This is a genomic window from Pseudomonas sp. C 49-2 (genome assembly GCF_003970195.1).
Taxonomy (GTDB): Bacteria; Pseudomonadota; Gammaproteobacteria; order Pseudomonadales; family Pseudomonadaceae; genus Aquipseudomonas; species Aquipseudomonas canadensis.
This window is the reverse complement of the sequence record NZ_RXYG01000001.1, coordinates 134,165-157,033: the sequence shown is the minus strand read 5'-3', so window position 1 is coordinate 157,033 and position 22,869 is coordinate 134,165. Positions and strand designations below refer to the sequence as shown.

The window sequence follows — 22,869 nt, the reverse complement described above, 5'->3', positions numbered from 1 at the left end:
GGAATCCCCATGTTCGAACCCGTGGTCGCCACGTTGATTACCTCCATGGCCCGCACCGTCACCGGTGCCCGCAGCCTGTGGCTGGGGTGCGCGCCGGTGCCGGTGCAACGCATCTACTTCGCCAACCACAGCAGCCACGGCGACTTCGTGTTGCTGTGGGCCTCACTGCCGCAGAACCTGCGCAAATTCACGCGCCCGGTGGCCGGCAGCGATTACTGGAATAAAAGCGCCTTGCGCCGCTACATCATTAACCGCGTGTTCAACGGCGTGCTGATCGACCGCGAACGCAAGGACCCTGTGGATAACCCTTTGCAACCCATGCTCAACGCTCTGGAAGGCGGTGATTCGCTGATTATCTTCCCCGAAGGCACACGCAACCTTGAAGACGGCCTGCTGCCGTTCAAAAGTGGCTTGTATCACCTGGCGAAAAGTTACCCACAGGCCGAATTGGTCCCGGTGTGGATCGCCAATCTCAACCGGGTCATGCCCAAGGGCCGCGTCCTGCCGCTGCCCCTGCTGTGCACCACCAGCTTCGGCGCGCCGCTGCAACTGGAAGAAAGCGAAGACAAAACTGCCTTTCTCACCCGCACCCGCGATGCCCTGCTCGCCCTTGCCCCGGAGCATGTCTGACATGGATAGCCAAACCCTGATGCTGTTCGGCGGCATCGGCGCCATCCTGGTGCTCGCCTCGCTGATCGGCCTGATCCTCAAGCTGCGCACCCGTGGCAGCCCAAATGCCGTCATCGACAACCTCAACGCCCGCATCAACGCCTGGTGGGTGATGGTGGTGGTGATCGGCATTGCTTTCTGGCTCGGCACCGGCGCGGTGATCCTGCTGTTCTATGCGGTATCGTTCTACGCCCTGCGCGAATTCCTCACCCTCACACCTACCCGCCGCAGCGACTACCCGGCGCTGGTGGCCGCGTTCTACCTGGCGCTGCCGCTGCAATACCTGCTGATTTACTCGGACTGGTACGGGCTGTTCTCGATTTTCATCCCGGTGTACGTATTCCTGCTACTGCCGATCCTCGCCTCCCTGGGTGGCGACAGCACGCACTTCCTGGAACGCGCGTCGAAAGTGCAGTGGGGCTTGATGATCGCAGTGTTCTGCGTGTCCTTCGTGCCGGCATTGCTGACGTTGGACATCCCCGGCTACGAAGGCCGCAACCTGCTGCTGATTGCCTACCTGGTGATCGTGGTGCAACTGTCGGACGTATTGCAGTACGTGTGTGGGAAGTTGTTCGGCAAGCACAAGATCGCGCCGAACCTGTCACCGTCGAAAACCGTGGAAGGCTTTGTCGGCGGCATCCTGTTGTCGTCCCTGATCGGCGCGGCACTGTGGTGGACCACACCGTTCAACCCGTGGCAGTCGTTCTTGATTGCGCTGCTGATCAACCTGCTCGGGTTTGCCGGCGGCATCGTGATGTCGGCGATCAAACGTGATCGGGGCGTGAAGGACTGGGGCCATATGATCGAAGGGCACGGCGGGATGCTGGATCGGTTGGATTCGGTGTGCTTCGCCGCGCCCATCTTCTTCCACCTCGTGCGCTACTGGTGGACCTGAACAAGCCGGCTCCTACAGTCATTAGCTTGGCAAATGCCCCAGCGGCAATGCGCCTGGGGTTTTCACGGTCTGGATCGCGAAGTTGCTGCGGATATCCCTCACGCCCGGCAGCTTCAGCAAACTACCAGTGACGAACCGCTCATAGCCGCGCAAATCCGGAACCACCACCTGCAACAGAAAGTCCGACTCCCCCGACACCAGGAACGCCGAGATCACTTCCGGCAGCGCCGTCACTGCGTCGCGAAAGGCATTGGCCTCGGTGTCGTTATGCCGCTCCACCTTCACGCCCACGAACACCATCATCCCCAGGCCCACTTCATCGCGATCCAGTGTGGCCTGGTAGCCGCGAATCACACCGGCTTCTTCCAGCAGCCGCACGCGCCGCAGGCAGGGTGAGGCAGACAGCCCGATCTCGTCCGCCAGCTGCACATTGCTCAGGCGGCCGTCGCGTTGCAGGGCTTCGAGAATCTTGCGGTCAAAAGCATCGAGTTTCAGATTTGGCATAAGTGGATGGCTTACAGAGTAATAAGTGGCAGATAGTGCCAAGACTAGACGCTTTTCTGGCTGACTACGCAAGCACCTGCCCCGCCCTTCGGCCCTAGAATTGGCCAACACACAAGGGGGTGGAACATGGCGGAACTCTGGTTGTTTCTGGTGGCTCTTTCGGTGGCGTATCTGCTGCCAGGGCCGGACATGATCCTGCTGCTGCAGACCGGCGCGCGCCAAGGCAAAGCCTTGGCGCTGACCACCGCGATTGGCCTGGGACTGGCCCGCGCCTGCCATGTGGCCCTGGCAGGCATGGGCTTGGCGACCTTGTTCAAAGTGGCGCCCTGGACCTTTGATGTGGTGCGGCTGGGTGGCGCGGCCTATCTGTTGTGGCTGGGGGTGCAGTGCCTGCGGGCAAATATGCTGCCGACGCTCGATACGGCCAACGCCACCCTGAAAACCCACGCCTGGCGTGCCGCACTGCAACGCGGCTTGCTGACCAATCTGCTCAATCCCAAGGCGCTGCTGTTCTGCTCGGTGCTGCTGCCGCAATTCATCAACCCGCAAGCCAGCCCCGTGGCGGCGCAATTCGCGTTGCTGGGCGTGATCCTGGTCGCGGTCGGTTTCGCCTTCGACTGTTGCTACGCCCTGGCCGGCGCGCGCATCGGCCAGTGGCTGGCACGCAATCGCTCGGCGCAGCGTGTGCAGCAGTGGCTATTCGGCAGTCTTTTGATCGGTTTTGCGGTACGCCTCACTTTTGTGCAACACGCCTAGCAGTGCGGCGTATCGGCGTCATCTTTTGTATCAAAGACGCGTGTAAGATACGCCGCACTTAGCCAGGGATGCTCACCATGTTCGATTCGTTCAAAGCGATCAGCCGCCGTATTGTCGGTGCGTTATTGACTATGGTGGGGGCCGTCTTTGGCCAATGGCATCCGCCGTTCTGGCTGCGCGCCATCGGCCGTGGGCTGGCGAACCTGGGTAGCAAGGCGCGCGCTTATCCGCGTCAAACCGGTGCCGGCTTCGTGGGCCTGGTGTTGCTGGCCGCCGCTGGTTTCTACGGCTGGCACTGGTATTCCAACCTGCCACAGCCGCATACCGCGAGCTACTCGCTGCACAAACCCAACCTCACCGACTACACCCAGCAAACCCCGGTTGTGGATAACTTGCAGGTGCGTTTCGGTGAGTCCGTGGCTCCGTTGTCGGCCATCGGCAAACCGGTCACCGAAGGCATCACCCTCAAACCTGCGGTGGCGGGCACCTGGCGCTGGGCGGATGACCGCAGCCTGTTGTTCGTGCCGGAAAAAGACTGGCCCATCGACGCCCATTACACCTTGGATATGGCGAAGAAAAACCTGTTGGCGGATGGCGTGTTGCTGGACCAATACAGCACGCAGTTTTCCACCCAACCGTTCCGCGCCACCCTGGCGCAAAACGAGCTGTATCAGGACCCGTCCAACCCGACACTGAAACAGTTGGTGGCGACCTTCCATTTTTCCCACCCGGTGGATGAAGACAACCTACGCAAGCGCGTCACGGTAACCCTCGGCAAAGGCCTGGCTTACCGCGACGCCCAGCTGCCCAACCGCCCGGAAATCACCTTCGACGAGAAAAAACTCAACGCCTACGTGCGCTCCGCCGCCCTGGCGACCCCGCTGGAAAGCACGCCGGTCAGCGCCAAACTCGACGAAGGCATCAAGGCCCGCGATGGTGGCAACGCCAGCACCGCGCCGCTGGTGGCGGAAGTCACCGTGCCCGGGCGCTATCGCCTGACCTTTACCGGCGCCGAAGTGAGTTTTGTCGACAACGCACGGGGTGAACCAGAGCCGGTGTTGATGTTCAGCAGTTCCAGCGCGGTAGCCGATGAGACCATTGCCGGTAAGGTCCAAGCCTGGTTGTTGCCGGAAAAAGCCCAGGACGACACGCGCCCCTACAGCAGCAACGAGATCGACGACGCCCTGCTCGCCCGCAGCACCAAGCTCAACCTGACCCACGTGCCCAGCGTCGAGCCGCTGAACACTCTGCATGCCTTCAAATTCAAGGCCCCGGCGGGCCGCGCGGTGTATGTACGCGTGCCCGCCAACCTGGAAGCCATCGGCGGCTACCTGGCGAAGAATCCTACGCCGTCGCTGATCAGCATGCCGGCTTACCCACGCACTCTGCAGTTCCTGTCTGACGGCGCCTTGCTCAGCCTCAACGGCGAAAAACGCCTGGGCTTCATGGCCCGCGGTGTGCCTGGCGCCCATGTGGAAATCGCTCGCCTGCTGCCCAACCAATTGCAACACCTGGTGGACCAAAGCAGCGGCAGCTTTGCCCGGCCGAACTTCGGCAACGAATACTTCGATCGCATGGTCGAGCGTCAATCGCTGGATATCCCGCTGTCATCCAATGACCCGGCGAAAACCGTCTACGACAACGTGGACCTCAGCCACTACCTCACCGCCAATGGCGGGCGGCGCGGCATTTTCGTGCTCAAGCTGAGCCCGCAGGATGATCCGGCCCAGCGCACCTTCGAGTACGACCGCAGCAGCACCAGCGACCTGCGTTTTATCGTGGTGACGGACCTGGGCATCATCGCCAAGCGCTCCAGCGATGGCAGCCATGACGTGTATGTGCAGTCCATCGGCAATGGTTCGCCGGTGTCCGATGCACAAGTCGACATCATTGGGCGTAACGGTCTGCCGGTGAGCAGTGGCCGCACCGACGCCGAAGGCCACGCGCACTTCGCCAAGCTGGATGAGTTGCGCCGTGAGAAAACGCCGCTGATGTATGTGGTCACTCGCGGCAATGACCAGTCGTTTTTGCCGATCGCCCGTCAGTCCCAGCAACTGGATCTGTCGCGCTTCGATGTAGGCGGTTTGGAAGAAGACGGTGCGATTGATCGCCTCAGCGCCTACCTGTTTACCGACCGCGGCCTGTACCGTCCGGGCGAAACCGCGCACCTGGGCATGATCGTGCGCAGCGGCGACTGGAAAGGCGCCCTGCTGGGCCTGCCGGTGGAACTGCAAATCACCGACCCCCGTGGCCTGGAAGTGATTCGCCAACCGTTGAAGCTGTCCGCCAGCGGTTTTGAAAGCTTTGATTTCCCCAGCAGCGAAGTCGCCCCCGCCGGGGAATACACCGCGACCTTGCAGTTGATCGACCAGAAGCAGACCCGCACCGACCTGGGCAGCGTGAGCTTCAAGGTCCGTGACTTCGAACCGGACCGCATGAAGGTCAGCCTGAGCCTGCACGACACGCCGGTGCAGGGCTGGATCCCACCGGATCAGGTGGTCGCCAAGGTCACCGCGATGCATCTGTTTGGCGCCCCGGCGTCCGGCCGTCGTGTGACCGCCAAAATGTCCCTGAGCCCAACACTCGCTGCGTTTGATCGTTACCCGGATTACCGTTTCCGTCTCAACGACTCCCTGGAAGACGCCACCACTGAAGACCTGGCCGAAACCACCGTCGACGATAACGGCCAGGCCGTGCTCGACCTCAACCTGCAACGCTTCGCCAACAGCACCTATCGCCTGCAGGTGATGAGCCAGGTGTTCGAAGCCGAAGGCGGGCGCAATGTGGCGGCGCAAAGTGCCTTGCTGGTGTCGTCCGCACCCTACCTTGTGGGTGTGAAAAGTCAGGACTCGCTGTCGTACGTCGCCAAGGATGCGCCGCGCCAAGTGCAATGGCTGGCCGTCGCGCCGGACCTTTCGCCCCTGGCGGTGGACGGCCTGACTACAGAGGTGGTCGAGCACCGTTATGTGTCGGTGCTGGTGAAACAATCCAACGGCACCTACAAGTACGAGTCGCGCATCAAAAACATCAGCCAGCCGGCCTCACCGCTGCTGATGACCAAGGAGGGCGCCAAGCAGACCTTGAACACCGGCACGCCGGGCGATTTCACCCTGCAACTCAAGGACGCCAACGGCAACCTGCTCAACCAGATCGACTACAGCGTGGCCGGGCGTGGCAACACATCGCGCTCCCTGGAACGCAATGCCGAGTTGCAACTGCGCCTGGATAAACGCAGCTACGCCACCGGTGATGAAATTGCGATCAGCATCCGCGCGCCGTATACCGGTGCCGGCTTGATCACCATCGAGCGGGACAAGGTCTACACCCAGCAGTGGTTCAAGGCCGACAGCACCAACAGCGTGCAACATATCCGCGTGCCTGCGGGGCTTGAGGGCAATGCCTACGTCAACGTGCAGTTTGTGCGCGATATGGGTTCGGCCGAGGTGTACATGAGCCCTCTGTCCTATGGCGTGGTGCCCTTCAGCATCAACCTGGATGCGCGGCGCATGGCGCTGGCGGTTGAAGGCCCGGCGAAGATCGAGCCGGGGCAGATGCTCGACATCAAGGTCAACGCCGACCGCCCAGGCCGCGCGGTGGTGTACGCGGTGGACGAAGGCATCCTGCAAGTAGCGCGCTACCAGACGCCGGACCCGCTGGGCTTTTTCTTTCAGAAACGTGCGCTGGAAGTAGGCACCAGTCAGATCCTTGACCTGATCCTGCCGGAATTCAGCCGTCTGCTCAGTGGGGCAGCGCCCGGTGGCGATACGGAAGGCGCCCTGGCCAATCACCTCAACCCGTTCAAGCGTAAACACCAGCCGCCCGTGGCTTGGTGGTCTGGACTGGTCGACCTGCCAACTGGCGAGACCGTGCTGCATTACCAGGTGCCGGACAGCTTCAACGGCAAGCTTCACCTGTTTGCAGTGGCGGTGGACAGCGACAGCGTGGGCGTCAGCGAAGCCAATACCGAAGTCCGCGGTCCGATCGTGATCACGCCAAACGTGCCGGCGTTTGTGGCGCCGGGGGATGTGTTCAACGTCAGCGCCGGGGTGTTCAGCAACCTCGACGCGGCGGCAGAGGTGAAGTTTGAACTGCAGACCAGCGATGGCCTGAAGGTACAGGGCGACAAGGGCGGCACCTTGTCCCTGCAACCGCGCAAGGAAGGCACCGCCGAGTTCAAGATCAAGGTCGGTGAAACTCTGGGGTCGGCGGACCTGCGTTTTGTCGCAGTGCTGCCGGACGGCAAACGTATCCAGGTGGCCGAAACCACTTCGATCCGCCCACTGAGCGAACATCGCGTCGCCCTGAGCCTGGGTCGCTTTGAGAGCGCCAGCAAAGAGCTCAAGCCGACCCGAGAGCTGTTCAGCCAACTGCGCGACGTACAGTTGGGTGTGGCGGCCTCGCCACTGGTATGGGCCAACGGCCTCAAGCATTACCTGGACGACTACGGCTACGCCTGCACCGAGCAACTGGTGTCCAAGGCCATGCCGGCGTTGATCTGGGGCGGCAACGCACCTGAAGCCGAACAGGCCTTCGGCAGTGCAGTGCGCATGCTGCGCCAGCGCCAGAACCAGGCCGGGGGCTTTGGTTTGTGGGCAGCAAACCCGGACGTGGCGCCGTACGCCAGCCTGTACGCCACCGACTTCTTGATCGAAGCCAAGGAGCGCGGCTTGCCGGTGCCGGAAGACCTGTTGGTGCGCTCGAATGCGTATCTGACTGACCTGGCCAATGGCCCCAGCGAAGGCCTGTCGGAATTGCGCAACCGCGCCTACGCCAGTTACCTGCTAAGCCGTCAGGGGATTCTGGTAAGCGGCGCCTTGAGCGATATCCGCGAGCGCTACGAGGGCTACTTCAAGGATAGTTGGCAGAACGACTTGGGCGCCGCTTACCTGGCGGCCAGCTACAAGCTGCTCAAGCAGGATCGCCAGGCTGACACACTGTTCCGCAAAATCCCCTGGCGTTCGCTTGTGGATAAGTGGGACAGCGACGGTTTGTACTACGACCCGCTGGTGCACGACACCGAACACCTGCACCTGCTGGCCCGACATTTCCCAGAGCTGATGGACGATGTGCCTACAGCGCTGCTGGATAAACTCGGTAAGCGCCTCAACGAGCAACGTTACAACTCGCTGTCGGCCGCCCTGCTGTTGCGCGCCTTGGACAACTACGGCCAGCGTGCGCAAAGTGACATGACGCTCAAGGCCACCGCCTGGCTGGGGGACAAGCAGCAGCAATTGCTGGAGATGGCCGGCCAACCACCCCGCGCCGCCGTGCCGGGCGCTACGCAGAAGCTGGTGATGGAAAAATCCGACGGCCCGGCGGCGTTCTTCATGCTCAGCGAAGCCGGTTTCGACAAGGGCGCCAAACTCAAGCCGATCACCAATGGCCTGGAGATCATCCACGAATACCTCGACCTCAAGGGCGAGCCGGTGAGCAAGGTCGCGGTAGGCGATGAGTTCCTGGTGCGCCTGCGTCTGCGCGCGACCGACCGTGACCAGGTGCAGCAAGTGGCCGTGGTCGACCTGCTGCCGGGTGGCGTCGAGCCTGTGTATAACTTGCCGCCGGAGCCAGAAGCCGCGAGCAGCGAGGAAGGCGAAGAGTCCGAGTACGTGGAAGAGGACAGCCAGGAAGAAGAAAGCTGGCAAGCCCCCATCGGCGAAACCGAGCTGAGCAACTGGCAGCCGGAGTACGTCGATGTGCGCGATGATCGCGTGGTGCTGTACGGTACCGCGCTGCGCGATGTAGGCACTTTCGTATACCGCGTGCGCGCTACCAACGCGGGCACCTTCAATACGCCACCGGCCTACGCCGAGGGCATGTACGAAACCACCCTGCAAGGGCGCGGCAAAGTAGGCCAGCTTGAAATTACCAAGCCTTAAGCGACTGACACTGCCGCTGTTCGCAGCGGCGGTGGTCCTGGTGGGGCTGCGGGTGTGGCCCCATGCTCCGCTGGAAAAGGCCGTGACCTCATCGCGGGTGGTGTTGGCCGATGACGGCGCGCTGCTGCGCATGACCTTGGCGGATGACGGGCAATACCGTCTTTGGCTACCGTTGGAGCGGATTTCTCCTTCATTGGTCGAAGCCTTGCTGCTCAAGGAAGACCGCAATTTCTACTGGCACCCGGGGATCAATCCCCCGGCGTTGCTTCGCGCGGCCATGGCCACCTACAGCGGTGGCCAGCGCCAGGGCGGCTCGACCTTGAGCATGCAATTGGCACGGCGCCTGTGGGACTTGAACACCCGCCAGGTGCCGGGCAAGTTGCAACAGATGGCCTTGGCACTGTGGCTGGAGGCGCGCTACAGCAAGCACGACATCCTTGAGGCCTATCTGAACCTGGCGCCCATGGGGGGCAATATCGAAGGTGCCGAAGCGGCCAGCCGTATCTACTTCGGCAAGTCGGCGGCGCAGCTGTCATTGTCCGAAGCCCTGGCGCTGGCGGTGATCCCGCAACAGCCAGGGCGGCGAGCGCGCTTCGGGCCGTCGCTGCAAAACGCCCGGCTGCGCTTGATGAACGACTGGCGCGAGACTTACCCACAGGACCCGCGTAACGACAGTTTGCTGGAGTTGCCCCTCGAAGCACGCGACCGCCAGCACATCCCGTTCCTTGCGCCGCATTTGAGTGAGCAACTGCTGGCATCCCAGCCCGGCACTGAGCTGAACAGCACCCTCAACCTGCCGCTGCAACAATTGCTCGAACGTCTGATCACCGGCTTCATCGCCGAACGGCGCAGCACGGGTGTGGAAAACGCCACGGCGATCTTGATCGACAGCCGCGACCAGAGCGTCAAGGCATTGGTCGGGTCGGCGGATTACTTATCCACAAGCCTTCACGGCCAGGTCAATGGCGTGCTGTCGCGGCGCTCGCCAGGGTCGACACTCAAGCCGTTCCTGTACGGGCTGGCGCTGGACCAAGGGGTGATCCACCCCATGAGCATCCTCAAGGACCTGCCGAGTAACTTCGGCTACTTCCAACCGGAAAATTTCGACGGCAGTTTTGTCGGGCCACTGACAGCGCGGGATGCGCTGATCCGTAGTCGCAACATCCCGGCGGTGTGGCTCGCCAGCCAGGTCAAGTCACCCTCTTTGTATGGACTGTTGCAACGCGCTGGGATCAAAGGCCTGCGAGACGAAAGCCATTACGGCCTGGCCCTGGCCCTCGGTGGTGGTGAAATGACCCCGGAAGAGCTGGCGCGGCTGTATGTGATGCTGGCCGGTGATGGGCATCTGCGGCCATTGCGCTATTTGCAGGAACAGCCCCAGACCACCGGCGCCCAACTGCTGACGCCCCAGGCAGCGTTCATGGTGCGCGACATGCTGCGTCGTAACCCACGCCCGGATGGCCTGCCTGGACGTCACTGGCGCACCGCCTGGAAAACCGGCACTTCCTGGGGTTTTCACGATGCATGGAGTGCAGGACTGGTCGGCCCCTACGTGCTGGTGGTGTGGGTGGGCAACTTCGATGGTCGTCCAAACCCAGCCTTCATCGGGGCCAAGACCGCCGCGCCGTTGTTCTTCCGCATCGCCGACGCCCTGCCTTTGGCCTTGCCCAACGTGGTGATCAAAGCCGACAAACCGCCCGCCGGATTAGTGCGCATTGCTGTCTGCGCCGCGTCCGGCGAGTTGCCCAACCGCTGGTGCCCGCAAACCCGCAAGACCTGGTACATCCCCGGCGTATCGCCGATTCGCGTGTCGAACCTGCACCGCCCGGTGCTGATCGACACCCGCACCGGCAAGGCCGCCTGCCCGCCGTTTGACGCGCAATACACCCGCGAAGAAGTCTTCGAATTCTGGCCCAGCGATGTGCAACGCCTGTACCGCGCCGCCGGCCTGCCGCGACGTACCCCGCCAAACGTGATGAAAAACTGTCAGCCCAACCGCCTCAGCGACCAGAGCGAAGCCCCGCAGATCCGCTCGCCGCTGACCCAGGTGAGCTATCAACTGCGCCTGTCCCAGCCCCAGGAAAGCATCCCGCTGAATGCCAACGCCGCCAGCGATGCAACGACGCTGTACTGGTTTGCCGATCAAACCCTGATCGGCCAAGGGCCACCGCAAACCACGTTGAATTGGCGGCCGGGCAAGTCGGGGGAGTATCGGTTGCGGGTCAGTGATGATCAGGGGCGCAGTGTGAGTCGGGGGTTGCGGGTGGAGTTTGTGCCTTAGGAGTGGTTGTCGCACTCAGCAAGCTCAACGTAACTTGACTCCCCGCCTCCCGTTGCCCCCGACAACCAACCCCAGACAAAGCTCAGCGTGGTAGCCCCGGCAACATCCAAACCGACCGTGCCACGCGACCAACCGGACAGCAGCTCACCGTCCAAGGTCAGGCACTGAAACAGCAATTCGATAGTGTCCGGGCCTGTCACTCGTCCCACTTGCGTGCCCAGGCGAACGCGCCCGCCCTGGTAAGTGCTGGAGATGGCATCACCCTCCACAAGGTAATGAAACACCGTGCCCGAGCCGGAAAGCCCCTGGGCATTGTTGGCGACGGTGAAGCGGCGGTTGTTCAAGCGTTGGTGAAGCTGGGAGGGGGCTTGCATTGAGGGCGCGTCCTTTCGCGGGAGCCTGGAGACCCGGGCGGGCCTCCAGGGTGTGGCGGATTACTCCACGGTCACCGACTTCGCCAGGTTGCGCGGCTGGTCGACGTCAGTGCCCTTGAGCACGGCGACGTAGTACGAGAGCAACTGCAGCGGGATGGTGTAGAGGATCGGCGACAGGGTGTCGTTGATGTGCGGCATGTTGATGACATGGGTGCCTTCACCGTTGGTCATGCCGGCCTTTTCGTCAGCAAACACCACCAGTTGACCGCCACGGGCGCGGACTTCCTGCAGGTTGGACTTGAGTTTCTCCAGCAGTTCGTTGTTCGGCGCCACGGTGACCACCGGCATGTCGTCATCCACCAGGGCCAATGGGCCATGCTTGAGTTCACCGGCCGGGTAGGCTTCGGCGTGGATGTACGAGATTTCCTTGAGCTTGAGCGAACCCTCCATCGCCACCGGGTATTGCGCGCCACGGCCGAGGAACAGGGTGTGGTTCTTGTCGGCGAACAGTTCGGCGACTTTTTCCACGGTACTGTCCATGGCCAGGGCTTCGCCCAGGCGGGTTGGCAGGCGGCGCAGTTCTTCGACCAGCGTGGCTTCGACGCCTTCGGCCAGGGTGCCGCGCACTTGGCCCAGGGACAGGGTCAGCAGCAACAGACCCACCAACTGGGTGGTGAAGGCTTTGGTGGACGCCACACCGATTTCGCGACCGGCCTGGGTCAGCAGGGTCAGGTCGGACTCACGCACCAGGGAGCTGATGCTGACGTTGCAGATCGCCAGGCTGGCCAGGAAGCCCAGCTCCTTGGCATTGCGCAGGGCGGCCAGGGTGTCGGCGGTTTCGCCGGACTGGGAGATGGTCACGAACAGGGTGTCGGGCTGCACCACCACCTTGCGGTAGCGGAATTCGCTGGCGACTTCGACCTGGCACGGGATGCCGGCCAGTTCTTCCAGCCAGTAACGCGCAACCATGCCGGCGTGGTAGCTGGTGCCACAGGCAACGATCTGCACGTTCCGCACTTTAGCGAACAGCTCGGCGGCCTGTGGGCCGAAGGCGTTGACCAGCACTTGGTTCTGGCTCAGGCGACCTTCCAGGGTGCGTTGCACCACGGCTGGCTGCTCGTGGATTTCCTTGAGCATGAAGTGGCGGTATTCACCTTTGTCGGCCGCTTCGGCGCCGTCGCGGTATTGCACGGCTTCGCGCTCGACGGATTGACCGTTAACGTCCCAGATCGCCACGCTTTCACGACGGATGTCAGCAATATCGCCTTCTTCCAGATACATGAAGCGGTCGGTGACCTGGCGCAGGGCCAGTTGGTCGGAGGCGAGGAAGTTTTCGCCCAGGCCCAGGCCGATCACCAGCGGGCTACCACTGCGAGCAGCGACTACGCGGTCCGGTTGGCTGGCACTGACCACGGCTAGGCCGTAGGCGCCGTGAAGCTCTTTGACGGTGGCCTTGAGGGCAACGGTCAGGTCGCCCAGGTCCTTGAGTTTATGGTTGAGCAGGTGGGCGATGACTTCAGTGTCGGTGTCCGAAGTGAACACGTAGCCCAGGCCCTTGAGTTGTTCACGCAGCACTTCGTGGTTTTCGATAATGCCGTTGTGCACCACGGCCAGGTCGCCCGAAAAGTGCGGGTGGGCGTTGCGTTCGCAGGGCGCACCGTGAGTCGCCCAACGGGTGTGGGCAATACCCAGGCGGCCAACCAGCGGCTCGCCGGCCAGGGCCTGCTCCAACTCGCTGACCTTGCCCGGACGGCGCATGCGCTCCAGCTTGCCGGCGTTGGTGAAGACCGCCACACCAGCGCTGTCATAGCCGCGGTATTCCAGGCGCTTGAGGCCTTCGAGCAGGATCGGGGTGATGTTGCGTTCAGCGACTGCGCCTACGATGCCACACATGGTGTTTCTCCTAGATGATTGCCGCGCATATCAGCGTAATGCCGCGGGCTTGGATCTGGTCGCGGGCCTCAAGCGGCAGGCGATCATCGGTGATAAGGGTATGGACGCTGCTCCAGGGCAGTTCCAGGTTGGGAATCTTGCGGCCGATCTTGTCGGATTCGACCATCACCACCACTTCACGGGCGACCTCAGCCATGACGCGGCTCAGGCCCAGCAATTCGTTGAAGGTGGTGGTGCCGCGTTCCAAGTCGATGCCGTCGGCACCGATGAACAGTTGATCGAAGTCGTAAGAACGCAGCACCTGCTCGGCAACCTGGCCCTGGAACGAGTCCGAATGCGGATCCCAGGTGCCGCCGGTCATCAACAGCACCGGCTCGTGTTCCAGTTCGCTCAAGGCGCGGGCCACGTGGAGGGAATTGGTCATCACCACCAGGCCTGGCTGGTGGCCCAGTTCGGGGATCATGGCGGCGGTGGTGCTGCCGCTGTCGATGATGATGCGGGCGTGTTCACGCAGGCGCATCACGGCGGCACGGGCGATGGCGCGCTTGTACGCCGAGATGGGCTGGGCAGCGTCGCCCACCAACTCCTGGGGCATGGTGATCGCGCCCCCGTAGCGACGCAGCAGCAGGCCGTTGCTTTCGAGTGCGGCCAGGTCCTTACGGATCGTAACTTCCGACGTTTCGAAACGCTTGGCCAATTCGTCCACGCTGACTTCGCCCTGTTCATTGAGCAAGGTCAGGATGTTGTGGCGTCGTTGGGGTGTATTTCGTTTCGACATGGTGATGATAAGTTTCGTTTCGAAAGATAACGAAGGCAATCAAAACCTATTGCCGAAAGATCGTCAAGCGGGACACAGCAAATTTTTGATATGACGCAGCGCAAATGTGGGAGGGGGCTTGCCCCCGATAGCAGTGTGTCAGCCACTGACTACATTGGCTGAACTACCGCTATCGGGGGCAAGCCCCCTCCCACATTGAATGCCTGTTGCTGAGGAGACTGTGGATAACTCAGGTCTTTTTGATTTTGACCGGGCGTTTCCAACCGTCGATGTTGCGTTGGCGGGCCCGGGCTACCGCCAGTTGAGACTTATCCACATCCTGGTTGATGGTTGAGCCCGCTGCGGTGTTCGAGCCATCTCCGATAGAAACGGGGGCGATCAGCGAGTTGTTGGAGCCGATAAATACGTCTTCACCAATGGTAGTCTGGTACTTGTTCGCGCCGTCGTAATTACAGGTAATGGCACCAGCGCCAATGTTGCTGCGAGCCCCAATCACCGCATCACCGAGGTAGGCCAAGTGGCCGGCCTTCGCATCGTCACCCATTTTGGCGTTTTTCAGCTCGACGAAATTGCCCACGTGCGCCCTGGCGCCCATGACGGTTCCGGGGCGCAGTCGCGCAAACGGACCCGCATCGCTGCCCTCGCCCATCACCGCACCGTCCAAGTGACTGTTGGCCTTGACCACCACGCCTTTGCGCAGGGTGCTGTCCTTGATCACACAGTTCGGGCCAATCACCACGTCGTCCTCGATGATCACGCGACCTTCGAGGATCACGTTAATGTCGATCAGCACATCGCGGCCGACGGTCACTTCACCACGTACATCGAAGCGTGCCGGGTCACGCAAGGTCACGCCTTGGGCCATCAGGCGACGGCCTTCGCGCAATTGGTAGTGACGTTCCAGTTCGGCGAGTTGCTTGCGGTCGTTGGCGCCCTGCACTTCCATCGGGTCGTGGGGCTGCTCGGTGGCGACCAGCAGGCCATCGCTTACCGCCATCTCGATGACGTCGGTGAGGTAGTACTCGCCCTGGGCGTTGTTATTGGACAGGCGGCTCATCCAGTCGCCGAGCTTATCGGCGGGGACCGCCAGGATCCCGGTGTTGCCCTCGGTAATGGCGCGCTGGGCTTCGCTGGCATCTTTGTGCTCAACAATAGCGGCAACCTTGCCATCGGCGTTACGCACGATGCGCCCGTAACCGGTGGGATCATCCAGTTCAACCGTCAGCAGGCCCATCTGGCCAGGCACGACGTGCTTGAGCAGGCGTTGCAGGGTTTCGACTTCGATCAGCGGTACGTCGCCGTAGAGGATCAGCACAGTGTCGGCGGTGATGAACGGCACGGCTTGGGCAGTGGCATGGCCGGTGCCCAGTTGTTTGTCTTGCAATACGAAATTCAGATCGTCCGCGGCGAGGCGCTCACGTACCACATCGGCACCATGGCCGATCACTACATGAATGCGTTGCGGATCGAGTTGCCGGGCGCTGTGGATAACATGGCCCAGCATGGAATTGCCGGCAACCGGGTGCAGCACCTTGGGCAGGGCCGAACGCATGCGGGTGCCCTGGCCTGCGGCGAGAATGACGATTTCAAGAGACATGAGTGGCTACCAATCCTGGGCGGTCCGGCTTCAGACCAAAGAAGTGTTTTGCTGAAAAAGAAAAAGGGTAGCCGAGGCTACCCTTTTTAATCAATCGCGCATGAAGCATGACGGCGTGGCCGGTTACTTCTTGCGGATCTGCTGGAGCGTGCGCAGCTGAGCTGCAGCCTCGGCCAGACGTACAGCAGCAGCGCTGTAGTCGAAGTCCGCACCCTTTTCGTTCAGGGCCTTCTCAGCAGCCTTGACGGCTTCCTGAGCGGAGGCTTCATCCAGGTCGCCAGCACGTTGCACGGTGTCGGCAAGAACCTTGACCATGTTCGGCTGAACCTCGAGGAAACCACCAGAGATGTAAAACACCTCTTTTTCCCCGCCTTGCTTGGTCAGAGTGATCGGACCTGGCTTCAAGCTGGTGATCAACGGCGCGTGACCCATGGCAATACCAAGGTCACCGAGTTCGCCGTGTGCAATCACCATCTCTACCAGACCGGAGAAGATTTCCCCTTCCGCGCTGACGATATCGCAATGGACTGTCATAGCCATCTGATTGCCTCAACCTGATTAGCGCCCGTTTCCGGGCGCCTGGATTACAGTTTCTTGGCTTTCTCGATCGCTTCTTCGATGCCGCCGACCATGTAGAACGCTTGTTCTGGCAGGTGGTCGTAGTCACCGTTGAGGATGCCTTTGAAGCCAGCAATGGTGTCTTTCAGGGAAACGTATTTACCCGATGCACCGGTGAAGACTTCAGCCACGAAGAACGGCTGCGACAAGAAACGCTGGATCTTACGAGCACGGTTTACCAACTGCTTGTCGGCTTCCGACAGCTCGTCCATACCCAGGATCGCAATGATGTCCTTCAGTTCTTTGTAACGCTGCAGTACGTACTGAACGCCGCGAGCGGTGTCGTAGTGCTCCTGGCCGATCACGTTCGGGTCCAGCTGGCGCGAAGTCGAGTCGAGTGGATCGACCGCTGGGTAGATACCCAGGGAAGCGATGTCACGGGACAGAACGACGGTGGCGTCCAAGTGGGCGAAAGTGGTCGCAGGCGACGGGTCGGTCAAGTCATCCGCAGGTACGTATACCGCTTGGATCGAAGTGATCGAACCTTCCTTGGTCGAAGTGATACGTTCTTGCAGAACGCCCATCTCTTCAGCCAGGGTCGGCTGGTAACCTACTGCGGAAGGCATACGGCCCAGCAGTGCGGATACTTCAGTACCGGCCAGGGTGTAACGGTAGATGTTGTCGACGAACAGCAGAACGTCGTTACCTTCGTCACGGAACTTCTCGGCCATGGTCAGGCCGGTCAGTGCTACGCGCAGACGGTTACCCGGCGGCTCGTTCATCTGACCGTAAACCAGTGCCACTTTGTCCAGAACGTTGGAGTCCTTCATCTCGTGGTAGAAGTCGTTACCCTCACGGGTACGCTCACCCACACCGGCGAACACGGAATAACCGCTGTGCTCGATGGCGATGTTACGGATCAGTTCCATCATGTTTACGGTCTTGCCTACACCGGCACCACCGAACAGACCGACTTTACCGCCTTTGGCGAACGGGCAAACCAGGTCGATAACCTTGATGCCGGTTTCCAGCAGGTCGTTGCCGCCAGCTTGTTCCGCGAACGAAGGTGCTGGACGGTGAATGCCCCAACGCTCTTCGGTGTCGATCGGACCAGCTTCGTCAATCGGGTTGCCCAGTACGTCCATGATCCGGCCCAGGGTCGCTTTACCGACCGGTACGGAGATGGCTGCGCCAGAGTCGACAACGTCCAGACCGCGCTTCAAGCCTTCGGTGGAACCCATCGCAATGGTACGAACTACGCCGTCGCCCAGCTGCTGCTGAACTTCCAGAGTAGTGTCCGCGCCTTGTACTTTCAGCGCGTTGTAGATGCTCGGTACGCTGTCGCGTGGAAATTCCACGTCGATAACGGCGCCGATGATTTGAACGATACGTCCGCTACTCATAGCTGGATCCTCTGAATATTTGAACCGTTAAACCGCGGCAGCGCCGCCGACGATTTCCGAGATCTCTTGGGTGATCGCAGCCTGACGCGCCTTGTTGTAGATCAGCTGCAAATCGCTGATCAGATCACCGGCGTTATCGGTAGCGTTTTTCATCGCGATCATCCGCGCCGCTTGTTCAGCTGCGTTGTTCTCGACCACCGCCTGGTACACCTGCGACTCCACGTAGCGCACCATCAAGCCGTCAAGCAGCTCTTTGGCGTCTGGTTCGTAGAGGTAGTCCCAGTGGTGCTTGAGTTCCTGATCCGGAGTCGCCACCAGTGGAATCAATTGCTCCACGGTTGGCTGCTGGGTCATGGTGTTGATGAACTTGTTGGATACCACGGAGAGGCGGTCAATCCGGCCTTCCAGGTATGCATCCAGCATCACCTTCACACTGCCGATCAAATCGTTGATCGACGGCTCTTCACCCAGGTGGCTGATAGCTGCTACGACGTTGCCGCCGAAGTTGCGGAAAAAGGCCGCACCCTTGCTACCAACTACACACAGATCAATCTCGACGCCGTTTTCGCGGTTTACCGCCATGTCCTTGACCAGGGCCTTGAACAGGTTGGTATTCAAACCACCGCACAAACCACGGTCACTGCTCACAACCACATAACCCACACGCTTAACTTCGCGCTCGATCATGAATGGGTGGCGGTATTCCGGGTTGGCGTTGGCCAGATGCCCAATTACCTGGCGGATACGCTCCGCATAAGGACGGCTAGCAGCCATGCGCATTTGTGCCTTGCGCATTTTGCTGACCGCCACTTTTTCCATGGCGCTGGTAATCTTTTGCGTGCTTTTGATGCTCGCAATCTTACTGCGAATCTCTTTTGCGCCTGCCATGTAACACCTATCAGGTTAGCAAGCGGGAGCCTTGCGGCTCCCGCTGCGGCTTACCAGGTTTGGGTGGCCTTGAACTTCTCGATACCGGCTTTGAGGCCAGCGTCGATTTCGTCATTGAAGTCACCCTTCACGTTGATCTTGGCCAACAAGTCGGCGTGATCGCGGTTGAAGTAAGCAATCAGCGCTTGTTCAAAGCTGCCGACCTTGGCGATTTCGACGTCAGTCAGGAACCCACGCTCAGCGGCATACAGCGACAACGCCATGTCAGCGATCGACATTGGGGCGTATTGCTTCTGCTTCATCAGCTCGGTAACGCGCTGACCATGCTCAAGTTGCTTACGGGTCGCTTCGTCCAGGTCAGAAGCGAACTGGGCGAATGCCGCCAGTTCACGGTACTGAGCCAGAGCGGTACGGATACCACCGGAGAGCTTCTTGATGATCTTGGTCTGAGCGGCACCACCCACACGGGATACCGAAACACCGGCGTTCACTGCAGGGCGGATGCCCGAGTTGAACATGGCCGATTCCAGGAAGATCTGACCGTCGGTGATGGAAATCACGTTGGTCGGAACGAACGCGGAAACGTCGCCAGCCTGGGTTTCGATGATCGGCAGTGCGGTCAGGGAACCGGTTTTGCCCGTCACTGCGCCGTTGGTGAACTTCTCTACGTACTCTTCCGAAACGCGGGATGCGCGCTCCAGCAGACGGGAGTGGAGATAGAACACGTCGCCTGGGTAAGCTTCACGGCCTGGTGGACGGCGCAGCAGCAGGGAAATCTGGCGGTAAGCCACTGCTTGCTTGGACAGATCGTCATAAACGATCAGCGCGTCTTCACCGCGGTCGCGGAAGAATTCACCCATGGTGCAACCGGCATACGGTGCCAGGTATTGCAGTGCAGGCGATTCCGAAGCACTGGCAGCCACGATGATCGTGTTTTTCAGTGCGCCGTTCTCTTCCAGCTTGCGAACCACGTTGGCGATGGTCGATTGCTTCTGACCGATGGCTACGTAGACGCAGAAAATGCCGCTGTCTTTCTGGTTGATGATCGCGTCGATCGCCAGAGCGGTTTTACCGATCTGACGGTCACCGATGATCAGCTCACGCTGGCCACGGCCGACAGGGATCATGGCATCGACAGCCTTGTAGCCAGTCTGTACAGGCTGGTCTACCGACTTACGCCAGATCACGCCTGGAGCAACTTTCTCGACCGCGTCGGTCTCGGTGTTGCCCAGTGGACCTTTGCCGTCAACAGGGTTACCCAGTGCGTCGACTACGCGACCCAGCAGTTCCTTACCAACCGGAACCTCCAGGATGCGGCCGGTGCACTTGGCGCTCATGCCTTCAGCCAGAGACTGGTAAGCGCCCAGGATAACGGCACCTACGGAGTCCTGCTCCAGGTTGAGGGCCATACCGAAGACGCCGCCCGGAAACTCGATCATCTCGCCGGACATTACGTCGGCCAGACCGTGAATCCGCACGATACCGTCAGATACGCTGACGACAGTGCCTTCGTTACGGGCTTGGGAGGTCACATCGAGCTTGTCGATGCGGCCCTTGATAATTTCACTTATTTCGGAAGGATTGAGTTGCTGCATTGCTCTGCTGCCCCTTCAAACTCAAGATTTCAATGCTTCGGCAAGATTCGCGAGTTTGCCGCGAATCGAGCCATCGATAACCAGGTCGCCGGCGCGAATGACAATGCCCCCAATGAGGGACTTGTCTTCCGCAACTTGCAGGCGCACTTCCCGGTCGAGTCGTGCACTGAGAACCTTGGCGAGTTTGTCTTGCTGTTCTTGGTTCAATGCAAAAGCACTGGTCACTTCAACGTCTACCGACTTCTCTTGCTCGGCCTTGTACAGGTCGAACAGAGCGGCAATCTCCGGCAGAAGCAGGAGACGGTCGTTTTCGGCAACGACGTGGATGAAGTTCTGCACTTTCACATCAAACTTGTCGCCGCACACTTCAATAAAAGTGGCGGCCTTGTCTGCGCTCGTCAGTCGCGGGGCCTTGAGCACGCGCTGCATTGTGTCGTCTTGCGACACTGCTGCAGCCAGGCCGAGCATGGCTGACCAAGAGGCCAGCTGCTGGTGGGCCTGGGCGTGCTCGAAGGCTGCCTTAGCGTAAGGTCGGGCCAACGTGGTCAATTCTGCCATGATCGCCCTCGCTTAAATTTCAGCAGCCAGTTTGTTTACCAGCTCCGCGTGCGCGTTTTGATCGATTGTGGCACCCAGGATCTTCTCAGCACCGCCGACGGCCAGAGCACCCAGTTGGGCACGCAGCGCATCTTTGACACCGTTCAGTTCCTGCTCGATCTCGGCCTGAGCCTGAACCTTCACACGGTCAGCGTCGATACGGGCTTTTTCAACAGCCTCTTCAACGATCTGGTTACCGCGTTTCTTGGCTTGCTCAATGATTTCGGCTGCTTGAGCTTTCGCTTCGCGCAGTTGTTGACCCGCTTTATCTTGGGCCAACTCCAGGTCGCGAGCTGCTCGTGCTGCAGCGTCCAGCCCATCCGCGATCTTCTTCTGACGTTCGTGCAGAGCTGCGATGACCGGAGGCCATACGAACTTCATGCAGAAAACGACAAAAATCAAGAACGCTAAGGACTGACCAATAATGGTTGCATTAATGTTCACGCCAATACCTCGCTCATTCGTTGCACAACACACCAATCACTCGAAAAGACGAGTGATTAACCGGCGAGTTGACCAACGAAAGGGTTCGCGAAGGTGAAGAACAGAGCGATACCAACACCGATCATGGTCACGGCGTCGAGCAGGCCGGCGACGATGAACATTTTAACTTGCAGCATTGGAACCATTTCTGGCTGACGCGCTGCGCCTTCCAGGAACTTGCCGCCCAGCAGGCCGAAACCAATGGCAGTACCCAGGGCGCCCAGGCCGATCAACAGTGCAACAGCGATAGCGGTTAGACCAACTACAGTTTCCATCTTTCCTCCCGACTTTTACGTCGTATGGTTTAGGTTTTTTAGATTTTAAAGCGGTAAAACAAATCGTTTCATAGCCCGGTAGGGCCTACCTTCCCGTTTGACCGGGAAGGACATCAGACTAGTCGAGACTGGTCTTAATGGTTCTCTTCGTGCGCCATCGACAGGTAGACGATGGTCAGCATCATGAAGATGAAGGCCTGCAGGGTGATGATCAGGATGTGGAACACAGCCCACGCCCACTGCAGAACAATGCCCAGGCCGCTAAGCCAGAGCAGGCCGCTGCCGAACATCACAGCGATCAGAATGAATACCAGCTCGCCGGCATACATGTTGCCGAACAGTCGCAGAGCCAGGGAAATCGGCTTGGCGATCAGGGTCACGAATTCCAGCAGGAAGTTCACCGGGATCAGCAGGGCTTGAACGAAGATGTTCTTGCTGCCGAACGGGTGCAGGGTCAGTTCGCCGATGAAGCCGCCGATGCCCTTGATCTTGATGCTGTAGAAAATGATCAACGCGAAGACCGACAGGGCCATGCCCAGGGTAGCGTTCGGGTCAGTGGTCGATACGGCACGGAATGGAATGTGCGGGTCGCCGCTGATCGCCATGGCCAGCTGAGGAATCCAGTCAACCGGGATCAGGTCGACGGCGTTCATCAGGAACACCCAGACGAAGATGGTCAGTGCCAGCGGTGCGATCACCGGGCTACGGCCATGGAAGCTATCTTTCACGCTGCCATCGACGAATTCGACCAGTACTTCAACGAAGTTCTGCAAAGCACCTGGCTGACCGGAAGTCGCCTTCTTTGCCGCCATGCGGAAAATGAAGACGAAGATCAGACCCAATGCGACCGACCAGCCCAGAGTATCCAGGTGGAAAGCCCAGAAGCCCATTTCTTTGGCCTCTGCTGCGGAGTGGGCAAAGCCCCAGCCGCCATTAGGAAGCTGACCGAAGGTCAGGTTCTGCAAGTGGTGCTGGATATAGCCCGAAGCGGTTGTTTCTGCCATGGTTGCCTCAAACGCCCTAAGGTTTCGAAAGTCTTGTTTTCATTAGCAGGGGAGCGAACCAGCTGACCAGTTGGGTCAACACGAAGACGCCGAATACAGCCAGCGGCGCCAATGGCTTCACACCTGCAAAGGTCAGTGCAAACAGCACTGCCGTCAAAATCAGTTTCCCTGCCTCGCCGGCATAAAATGACCGGACGATAGCCTGGGCTGCTCGGGCGCCGGAAAACCGAAAGGCCCTGTGAGCAAAATACATATTGGGCAGCAAGGCTATCAGGCCTCCGCAGAGTCCTGAATATCCGGCAACGACTCCATGCCAATACCAAAGCGCCAATGCGGCGATCAGCAAAATGACAAATTGAGCCAATAAAACCGGAAAAACGGCCAAGCGATGGAACGGCAACGTGTTTGGCGTGCGGGTTTCCATCACTCTTGCTCCTCAATGG

At 60.3% G+C, this 22,869-nt stretch carries 19 protein-coding genes; 5 read left to right on the top strand and 14 right to left on the bottom strand.

What is annotated here, in order from left to right; all coding sequences use genetic code 11:
• Positions 1-9: 9 nt before the first annotated feature.
• Positions 10-630 (top strand): 1-acyl-sn-glycerol-3-phosphate acyltransferase, encoded by a 621-nt coding sequence (locus EJ576_RS00735; RefSeq protein WP_122730013.1) that lies wholly within the window; start codon positions 10-12, stop codon positions 628-630.
• Between the two features lies 1 nt (position 631).
• Positions 632-1,564, top strand: coding sequence for a phosphatidate cytidylyltransferase (locus tag EJ576_RS00730; protein ID WP_010207670.1), 933 nt, complete (start codon positions 632-634; stop codon positions 1,562-1,564).
• A gap of 21 nt (positions 1,565-1,585) precedes the next feature.
• Here EJ576_RS00730 and EJ576_RS00725 read toward each other — a convergent pair whose 3' ends face one another.
• Entirely contained in the window at positions 1,586-2,059 is a 474-nt protein-coding gene (locus EJ576_RS00725) for an Lrp/AsnC family transcriptional regulator (RefSeq protein WP_126569577.1), read from the bottom strand.
• Between the two features lie 135 nt (positions 2,060-2,194).
• Between EJ576_RS00725 and EJ576_RS00720 the strand changes: the two genes are divergently transcribed.
• The 3 genes from EJ576_RS00720 to pbpC all read left to right on the top strand — a co-directional run bounded on the left by EJ576_RS00720 (position 2,195) and on the right by pbpC (position 10,981).
• On the top strand, positions 2,195-2,824 hold the full coding sequence (locus EJ576_RS00720; RefSeq protein ID WP_123478408.1) for a LysE family translocator: 630 nt from the start codon (positions 2,195-2,197) through the stop codon (positions 2,822-2,824).
• A 77-nt stretch (positions 2,825-2,901) separates the two neighbouring features.
• Positions 2,902-8,700, top strand: a complete 5,799-nt coding sequence (locus tag EJ576_RS00715) for an MG2 domain-containing protein (RefSeq protein ID WP_126569409.1) — start codon at positions 2,902-2,904, stop codon at positions 8,698-8,700.
• Positions 8,681-10,981: a penicillin-binding protein 1C gene (gene pbpC / locus EJ576_RS00710; RefSeq protein WP_126569408.1), complete on the top strand. Its 2,301-nt coding sequence runs from the start codon at positions 8,681-8,683 to the stop codon at positions 10,979-10,981. Before EJ576_RS00715 ends, pbpC begins: the two co-directional genes overlap by 20 nt.
• Here pbpC and EJ576_RS00705 read toward each other — a convergent pair.
• The 13 genes from EJ576_RS00705 to EJ576_RS00645 form a co-directional block, all read right to left on the bottom strand.
• Positions 10,978-11,355 carry a hypothetical protein gene (locus EJ576_RS00705; RefSeq protein WP_126569407.1) on the bottom strand — a complete coding sequence of 126 codons (378 nt, stop codon included), beginning with the start codon at positions 11,353-11,355 and terminating at the stop codon, positions 10,978-10,980. The genes pbpC and EJ576_RS00705 overlap by 4 nt on opposite strands.
• Positions 11,356-11,415: 60 nt before the next feature.
• A complete protein-coding gene (gene glmS, locus EJ576_RS00700) occupies positions 11,416-13,248 on the bottom strand; it encodes a glutamine--fructose-6-phosphate transaminase (isomerizing) (protein WP_033900499.1) in 1,833 nt (610 codons plus the stop codon).
• A 10-nt stretch (positions 13,249-13,258) separates the two neighbouring features.
• Positions 13,259-14,026: a DeoR/GlpR family DNA-binding transcription regulator gene (locus EJ576_RS00695; RefSeq protein ID WP_017135115.1), complete on the bottom strand. Its 768-nt coding sequence runs from the start codon at positions 14,024-14,026 to the stop codon at positions 13,259-13,261.
• Between the two features lie 229 nt (positions 14,027-14,255).
• Positions 14,256-15,623, bottom strand: coding sequence for a bifunctional UDP-N-acetylglucosamine diphosphorylase/glucosamine-1-phosphate N-acetyltransferase GlmU (gene glmU / locus EJ576_RS00690; RefSeq protein ID WP_122730020.1), 1,368 nt, complete (start codon positions 15,621-15,623; stop codon positions 14,256-14,258).
• Between the two features lie 123 nt (positions 15,624-15,746).
• Positions 15,747-16,163, bottom strand: a complete 417-nt coding sequence (locus EJ576_RS00685) for a F0F1 ATP synthase subunit epsilon (protein WP_003177061.1) — start codon at positions 16,161-16,163, stop codon at positions 15,747-15,749.
• 44 nt (positions 16,164-16,207) lie between these two features.
• The gene (gene atpD / locus EJ576_RS00680; protein WP_010207684.1) at positions 16,208-17,584 is read right to left on the bottom strand and encodes a F0F1 ATP synthase subunit beta; all 1,377 of its coding nucleotides are present in this window, start codon (positions 17,582-17,584) and stop codon (positions 16,208-16,210) included.
• A gap of 27 nt (positions 17,585-17,611) precedes the next feature.
• A complete protein-coding gene (atpG, locus tag EJ576_RS00675; protein WP_028618578.1) occupies positions 17,612-18,472 on the bottom strand; it encodes a F0F1 ATP synthase subunit gamma in 861 nt (286 codons plus the stop codon).
• A 50-nt stretch (positions 18,473-18,522) separates the two neighbouring features.
• The gene (gene atpA, locus EJ576_RS00670; RefSeq protein ID WP_010207686.1) at positions 18,523-20,067 is read right to left on the bottom strand and encodes a F0F1 ATP synthase subunit alpha; all 1,545 of its coding nucleotides are present in this window, start codon (positions 20,065-20,067) and stop codon (positions 18,523-18,525) included.
• Positions 20,068-20,088: 21 nt separating this feature from the next.
• Positions 20,089-20,625 carry a F0F1 ATP synthase subunit delta gene (locus EJ576_RS00665; RefSeq protein WP_010207689.1) on the bottom strand — a complete coding sequence of 179 codons (537 nt, stop codon included), beginning with the start codon at positions 20,623-20,625 and terminating at the stop codon, positions 20,089-20,091.
• A gap of 12 nt (positions 20,626-20,637) precedes the next feature.
• Entirely contained in the window at positions 20,638-21,108 is a 471-nt protein-coding gene (locus EJ576_RS00660) for a F0F1 ATP synthase subunit B (RefSeq protein WP_008439543.1), read from the bottom strand.
• Between the two features lie 56 nt (positions 21,109-21,164).
• Entirely contained in the window at positions 21,165-21,422 is a 258-nt protein-coding gene (atpE, locus tag EJ576_RS00655; protein ID WP_002555987.1) for a F0F1 ATP synthase subunit C, read from the bottom strand.
• Positions 21,423-21,556: 134 nt separating this feature from the next.
• Positions 21,557-22,426 (bottom strand): F0F1 ATP synthase subunit A, encoded by an 870-nt coding sequence (atpB, locus tag EJ576_RS00650; RefSeq protein ID WP_016978714.1) that lies wholly within the window; start codon positions 22,424-22,426, stop codon positions 21,557-21,559.
• A gap of 16 nt (positions 22,427-22,442) precedes the next feature.
• Positions 22,443-22,850, bottom strand: coding sequence for a F0F1 ATP synthase subunit I (locus tag EJ576_RS00645; protein WP_010565865.1), 408 nt, complete (start codon positions 22,848-22,850; stop codon positions 22,443-22,445).
• Positions 22,851-22,869: the final 19 nt, after the last annotated feature.

Bases quoted from the DNA above. Each gene is read 5' to 3' on its own strand.
- EJ576_RS00695 (WP_017135115.1), bottom strand. From the start codon at position 14,026: ATGTCGAAACGAAATACACCCCAACGACGCCACAACATCCTGACCTTG.
- glmU (WP_122730020.1), bottom strand. From the start codon at position 15,623: ATGTCTCTTGAAATCGTCATTCTCGCCGCAGGCCAGGGCACCCGCATG.
- EJ576_RS00685 (WP_003177061.1), bottom strand. From the start codon at position 16,163: ATGGCTATGACAGTCCATTGCGATATCGTCAGCGCGGAAGGGGAAATC.
- EJ576_RS00645 (WP_010565865.1), bottom strand. From the start codon at position 22,850: ATGGAAACCCGCACGCCAAACACGTTGCCGTTCCATCGCTTGGCCGTT.
- atpG (WP_028618578.1), bottom strand. From the start codon at position 18,472: ATGGCAGGCGCAAAAGAGATTCGCAGTAAGATTGCGAGCATCAAAAGC.
- EJ576_RS00665 (WP_010207689.1), bottom strand. From the start codon at position 20,625: ATGGCAGAATTGACCACGTTGGCCCGACCTTACGCTAAGGCAGCCTTC.
- atpE (WP_002555987.1), bottom strand. From the start codon at position 21,422: ATGGAAACTGTAGTTGGTCTAACCGCTATCGCTGTTGCACTGTTGATC.
- EJ576_RS00715 (WP_126569409.1), top strand. From the start codon at position 2,902: ATGTTCGATTCGTTCAAAGCGATCAGCCGCCGTATTGTCGGTGCGTTA.
- EJ576_RS00730 (WP_010207670.1), top strand. From the start codon at position 632: ATGGATAGCCAAACCCTGATGCTGTTCGGCGGCATCGGCGCCATCCTG.
- glmS (WP_033900499.1), bottom strand. From the start codon at position 13,248: ATGTGTGGCATCGTAGGCGCAGTCGCTGAACGCAACATCACCCCGATC.
- atpA (WP_010207686.1), bottom strand. From the start codon at position 20,067: ATGCAGCAACTCAATCCTTCCGAAATAAGTGAAATTATCAAGGGCCGC.
- EJ576_RS00735 (WP_122730013.1), top strand. From the start codon at position 10: ATGTTCGAACCCGTGGTCGCCACGTTGATTACCTCCATGGCCCGCACC.
- EJ576_RS00705 (WP_126569407.1), bottom strand. From the start codon at position 11,355: ATGCAAGCCCCCTCCCAGCTTCACCAACGCTTGAACAACCGCCGCTTC.
- atpB (WP_016978714.1), bottom strand. From the start codon at position 22,426: ATGGCAGAAACAACCGCTTCGGGCTATATCCAGCACCACTTGCAGAAC.
- EJ576_RS00720 (WP_123478408.1), top strand. From the start codon at position 2,195: ATGGCGGAACTCTGGTTGTTTCTGGTGGCTCTTTCGGTGGCGTATCTG.
- atpD (WP_010207684.1), bottom strand. From the start codon at position 17,584: ATGAGTAGCGGACGTATCGTTCAAATCATCGGCGCCGTTATCGACGTG.